Here is a 5,377-nt window from a genome sequence, read left to right as displayed (position 1 = left end):
GCCGGTTGGTCTCTTCCTTTGCTGCGGGAAGGTGGCATGATGCTGGCGTTGAAGGGGGCGAGCGCGCAGGAAGAGATCGCGCGCGATGAAGCGGCCGTAGCCCGAGCGGGCGGCGGCACGCCGAAGGGCCAGCGCGTTCCCCACCTCCCCGCCGAGTGCCGACGCGGTGCTGCTCACCGGGTTCCACGTGCTCCCGGAGTTCCGGGGCGGCGGCCTGGGCCGCGCGCTGGTGCAGGCGGTCGCCAAGGATCTCACGCGCCGCGGGGTACGGGCGATCGAAGCCTTCGGCGACGCGAGCCCCAGCGAGGTCGAAAACGACGCGATGGGGCACACCTGCGTGGTCCCGGCCGATTTCCTGACCGCGGTCGGTTTCAAGACGGTCCGCCCGCACCCGAAGTGGCCCCGGCTGCGCCTGGAGCTGCGATCGGCGATCTCGTGGAAGGCCGACGTCGAAGCGGCGTTGGAGCGCCTGCTCGGGCAGGTCACCGTGTCCACCGTGGCGCCCGCTCCGCAGCCGTCCACCGCCGGCGCCTGAGCTCGAAGGCAGCGAAAACTCACACACTGCACAGACTTGTCCACAGAACTGTGGACAAGTCTGTGCAGTTATCCACAGGATTAGGCCATTCGTGCAGGTGGGTCTGTGGCGGACGCCACCTGAAGCGGAGGAGAGCGCTTTACTCGGCCTTCGCCAGTTCGTGCGCGAGCACGTCGGCGAAGGTGAAGGTGCCGGTGGGCTGATCGCCCTCGCCGAGCAGGTACAGCCGCTTCACCGCGACGAGGATGCCTTCCGCCACCACGTCCCGGAACGCCGGGTCCGACATGCGCGCCCGGTCGTTCGGATTGCTCAGGTAACCGATCTCGATCCGGACCGCCGGGCAGCGGGTGAGCCGCAGGATTTCCCAGGTCTTGGCGTGGGTGCGGCAGTCCCGCATGCCCGTCCGGGCGGCCAGTTCCCGCTGGATGAAGCCGGCGAGCAGCTCACCCACGGTGGAGGTGGTGCCGTAGCCGTTGCCGAAGTGGAAGGTCGCCACGCCCTGGGCGTGCGGCGACGAGTTGAAGTCGGTGTGCAGCGACAGGAACAGATCCGCCCCGGCCTCGTTGGCGAACATGGCGCGCTCGGCCTCGGAGGGACCGAAATCGGGGCCCCGTGAGACGAGCGCTTCCATCCCGGTGGCCTTCATCCGGCCTTCGAGCCGGCGCGCGAGATCCCAGACCAGGTCGGCCTCCCGCAACCCGCCGAACACCACGCCGGTGTCCGCCCCGCCGTGCCCCGGGTCGATGACGATCCGCTTGCCGCGCAACCGCGGTCCCGCCTGCCGGACCTGCTCCTGCTCCCGCAGGAACACCGGGCGGCCACCACGGGCACGCGGGGACAACTGCCGCAGCGCCCGCACCGTGGCCGGACCGCAGATACCGTCCACCACCAGGCCGTAGTCACGCTGGAAGTTGCGCAGCGCCTTCTCAGTGCGGCCACCGAACAGGCCGTCGGGCCGTCCGGCGTCGTACCCCAACTCGGTGAGCCTGTCCTGCAGGGCGAACACGTCGTCACCGTGCACCGGAGCGGAGATCAGATACGCGAGCGGGCGGCTGCCGAGGTGATAGATCGCACCACGCAGCACCTGGTAGGTGGCCGGACCGACGACACCGTCGGTGATCAGGCCCCGTCGCTGCTGAAAGCCGCGAACGGCCCGCTCGACCTCGTGATCGAAAACTGCCTGGCCGTCAGTTCGCCCCGGGGCCTCGAGCAGGCCCAACGACACCAGCATCGACCGGATCTCAGCGACGTCTTCACCGGCGTCACCGCGGCGGAGTACCCGCATGCACTCCTCGCTCTTCCTTGGGCACCGGAGAGAAATCCGGTGCGGCGCAAACAGTCCCGGGTGGCAAGCCCGGGTCCTTATTCTGCCTTGTGGACTCTCCGTGACGGCGAAGGGCCGGTCTGCGGCACTCGTCGCCGGAGCGGACAGCAACGAACCCGGGGGCCGTCCTGGGAAGACGCCCGCCCCCGGGTTCGGGTTGCCTCGCTCAGGCGAGAACGTCGGAAAGGTCCGAAAGCAGCGCGGCCTTCGGCTTTGCGCCGACGATTTGCTTGACCGGCTTGCCGCCCTTGAACAGGATCAGCGTCGGGATCGACATGACCTGGTAGTCACGTGCGGTGCCGGGGTTCTCGTCGATGTCGAGCTTCGCGATCTTCAGCTTGTCCTTGTGCTCCGCCGCGATCTCCTCGAGCACCGGCGCGACCATCTTGCACGGGCCGCACCAGGTCGCCCAGAAGTCCACCAGCACGGGCTTCTCGCTGGTCAGGACGTCGTCGGCGAAGGACTTGTCGGTCACCTTGACCGTCTCGGACATCATTTCTCCCTTGGTTGGTGTGCCAGGTCTGCTCAGTTCGCGGAGCCGTAGCCGCCGCCGACCAGCTCGGGCGCGGCTTCGGCCGCGGCGCTGCCGTGCTCGGCGAGCCAGCGCTCGGCGTCGATCGCGGCCGCGCAGCCCGAACCCGCGGCGGTGATCGCCTGCCGATAGGTGTGGTCCACCAGGTCGCCGGCGGCGAACACGCCGTCGACGTTGGTGTAGGAGGTGCGGCCCTGGGTGACCACGTAGCCGGCCTCGTCCAGCTCGACCTGGCCGCGGACCAGTTCGCTGCGGGGATCGTGGCCGATGGCCACGAAGAACCCGGTCACGTCGAGTGTCGACTCTTCGCCGGTCGCGGTGTCGCGCAGGCGCACCCCCTGCACCTTGCCGTCGCCGAGCACCTCCGTCACCTGGGAGTTCAGCTGCCAGCGGATCTTCTCGTTGGCCCTGGCCCGCTCCAGCATGATCCTGGACGCGCGGAACTCCGACCGCCGGTGGATGATCGTCACCGAGCGTGCGAACCGGGTGAGGAAGGTGGCCTCCTCCATTGCCGAGTCGCCGCCGCCGATCACCGCGATGTCCTGGTCGCGGAAGAAGAATCCGTCACAGGTCGCACAGGCGGACACGCCACGGCCCAGGAGCTCCTGCTCACCGGGCACGTTCAGGTAGCGTGCCGCGGCACCCATGGCCAGCACCACGGCCTTGGCCGCGTACCGGACGCCGTTCGCGGTGACGTACTTGACGTCCCCGAGCAGCTCGACCTCCTCGACGTCCTCGGCACGCAGCTCGGCACCGAAGCGCTTGGCCTGCTCGCGCATCTCCTCCATCAGGTCCGGACCCTGGATGCCCTCCCGGAAGCCGGGGAAGTTTTCCACCTCGGTGGTCGTCATCAGGGCGCCGCCGAACTGTGTCCCTTCGAACACCAACGGCTCGAGCTGGGCACGAGCGGCGTACACCGCTGCCGTATATCCAGCCGGTCCGGACCCAACGATGATCAGGTTCCGAACGTCTTCTGCAGCCACCCGTGACCTCCACTCGTCGTGAACTGGCAAACAGCTCAACACGATCGTAGGGTCAGGTGTTCCCCGTGGTGACTTGCGTCGCGCGTGGCGGAAGACTACTTCCCGATCACCTGGTCGAGCAGGGGCCGCGAGCCGCAGTCCGGGGACAGCGCCACCAACCGGAACTCCGCCAGCTTCCCGGTGGTCAGCAGGACCAGCACGGCGGGCTTGCCGTCCACCGTGCCCGGCCGGACCCCGATCGGATCGGCTTCCGCGCTCAACCCGGCGGCCTGCAGGCAGGCCCCGAGTTTCTGGGGGGTACCGAACGGGCCGTAGTCCTTCACACCCTGGGCGAGTGGGCCGAGTGCGGCCTGCGGATGGTCGCTGCGCAGGGCCAGCGGGGGGTTCGGGGCGGCCTGGCCCGCCGTCGACTGGGCCACCTGGCTGCCGCCGCTGCCGTCGGTGCCGGAGCTGCCGGGGATCGCGATCGCGACCGCGGCGATCGCGGCGGCGGCCACGGCCACCACACCGCTGATCCAGCCGATCCGCCGGTTCCGCTTCCGCCGGGCGGCGTCGAGGCTCACCACGGGGGCGAGTTGAGGGGAAGCCGCTTCCCTGGCGAGCGCGGCGTCGATCCGGGCGGCCACGTCTTCGGGCATCGGCGGCGCCGGGGCGGTGGTGAGCGCGGCCAGGTCTGCGGCGGTGGCCTCGAGCGCGTCGATGACGGCGCGGGCTTCCGGATCGGAGTCGACCTGGGTCCACAGCCGACTCGCCTGCGTTTCGTCCAGCACGCCCGCATGCAGATCGGCGAGCAGGTCGACAGACCATGGCGGGCCGGCGGCCTCGATCCCCCGACTCTCGTCCGTCATCGCCCCTCCCCTTGCCCCATACGCACCATGGTGCCGGGCGCCCGCACCGGGATGACCGGCATGAGCCGGATCGTGTGAAGACCGCTCATGCTTCCCTCCTCGGTGACCGTTTGCTTTCGGAAGTTGGGACGTTCGCAATCGCATCGGGGTTCCGCAGGTGCCCGAGAACCTTTGCGAGTTTTGCCCGGCCCCGTGCACACCGGCTCTTGACCGTGCCCTCGGCGATCCCGAGCAGCTTCGCGGTCTCGCTCACGGAGTACCCCTCGACGTCCACCAGGACGATCGGTGCGCGCTGGTCCTCCGGAAGCTGGTCGAGGGCGGCGGTGACGACCAGGTTCGTTTCCCGGTCGGAAATCGAGTCACGGGGCGTCGCGGGCTCGTTGAAACCGGTTTCCGGGAGCGGCACCGTGGGCCTGGCCTGTCTGCGGCGTATGCGGTCGAGGCAGGCGTTGACCACGATCCGGTGCAGCCAGGTGGTCACCTGGGATTCGGCTCGGAAGTTGGCGGCGCCCCGGAAGGCCGAGATGAAGGCGTCCTGCAGCGCGTCGGCCGCTTCTTCGGGGTCGCGCAAGGTGCGTAGCGCGACGGCCCACATCCGGTCCCGGTGCCGCCGAACCAGTTCGCTGAACGCTTGGGGATCGCCTGCGGCATGTGCCGCCATGAGATCGGCGTCAGTCGGTACGGCTGCGGTCACCCGAAGGAGACTACTGGGCGGGCAGGAAGGTCAACTCGCCGATCTGTGACTGGTACTTACCAGCGGAGCCGCTCAGCTGGCTGATCCACACGATGAAGTACTGGCCCGGCTGCGGCTGCGGGAGCGTGACGTCGGTCGAGGCGCTGCTCAGCGTGGCCGTGCCGACCACCCGGGTGGCGGCGAGGTCCGGGTCCGCCGAGTCGGCGACCCGGATCTCGACCACCGTGCCCTGGCTGGCCCCGGCGATCGTCACCCTCGCCAGCTTGATCGGCTGGGCGAAGGAGGCGAGCAGGCCGACGCCGTGCTTGATGGTCGGGAACTGCTGCCGGTACTGGTCGGTGCGCCAGATCGTGCTCGGGTCACCGTCGACGGCGTACTTCGCGCGGCTGGTGTTGTCGCCGTCGCCGTCGGGGTTGTACACCGTGACGCTCTTCGGTGCGACGGCAGCACCGATCTGCACC

General features: G+C 69.4%; 5 protein-coding genes and 2 pseudogenes. 1 reads left to right on the top strand and 6 read right to left on the bottom strand.

Annotated features, from left to right (window positions below; genetic code table 11):
• Window positions 1–124: 124 nt before the first annotated feature.
• Window positions 125–535 (top strand): annotated as a pseudogene (locus FNH05_RS31165) (GNAT family N-acetyltransferase); the annotation flags it as partial.
• A gap of 139 nt (window positions 536–674) precedes the next feature.
• On the opposite strand, the gene FNH05_RS31160 reads toward FNH05_RS31165, so the two are convergent.
• The 6 genes and pseudogenes from FNH05_RS31160 to FNH05_RS31135 all read right to left on the bottom strand — a co-directional run.
• On the bottom strand, window positions 675–1,820 hold the full coding sequence (locus FNH05_RS31160) for an N-acetylmuramoyl-L-alanine amidase (RefSeq protein ID WP_144592436.1): 1,146 nt from the start codon (window positions 1,818–1,820) through the stop codon (window positions 675–677).
• Between the two features lie 205 nt (window positions 1,821–2,025).
• Window positions 2,026–2,352: a thioredoxin gene (gene trxA, locus FNH05_RS31155; RefSeq protein ID WP_144592435.1), complete on the bottom strand. Its 327-nt coding sequence runs from the start codon at window positions 2,350–2,352 to the stop codon at window positions 2,026–2,028.
• A 32-nt stretch (window positions 2,353–2,384) separates the two neighbouring features.
• The gene (gene trxB, locus FNH05_RS31150; protein WP_144592434.1) at window positions 2,385–3,374 is read right to left on the bottom strand and encodes a thioredoxin-disulfide reductase; all 990 of its coding nucleotides are present in this window, start codon (window positions 3,372–3,374) and stop codon (window positions 2,385–2,387) included.
• A 95-nt stretch (window positions 3,375–3,469) separates the two neighbouring features.
• Window positions 3,470–4,222: a hypothetical protein gene (locus FNH05_RS31145; protein ID WP_144592433.1), complete on the bottom strand. Its 753-nt coding sequence runs from the start codon at window positions 4,220–4,222 to the stop codon at window positions 3,470–3,472.
• 85 nt (window positions 4,223–4,307) lie between these two features.
• The gene (gene sigM / locus FNH05_RS31140; protein WP_144592432.1) at window positions 4,308–4,916 is read right to left on the bottom strand and encodes an RNA polymerase sigma factor SigM; all 609 of its coding nucleotides are present in this window, start codon (window positions 4,914–4,916) and stop codon (window positions 4,308–4,310) included.
• A gap of 10 nt (window positions 4,917–4,926) precedes the next feature.
• Window positions 4,927–5,377: pseudogene (locus tag FNH05_RS31135) on the bottom strand (hypothetical protein); the annotation flags it as partial.

This window comes from Amycolatopsis rhizosphaerae, from assembly GCF_007713715.1.
Taxonomy (GTDB): domain Bacteria; phylum Actinomycetota; class Actinomycetes; order Mycobacteriales; family Pseudonocardiaceae; genus Amycolatopsis_E; species Amycolatopsis_E rhizosphaerae.
This window is presented reverse-complemented; position numbering and strand designations above follow the sequence as displayed.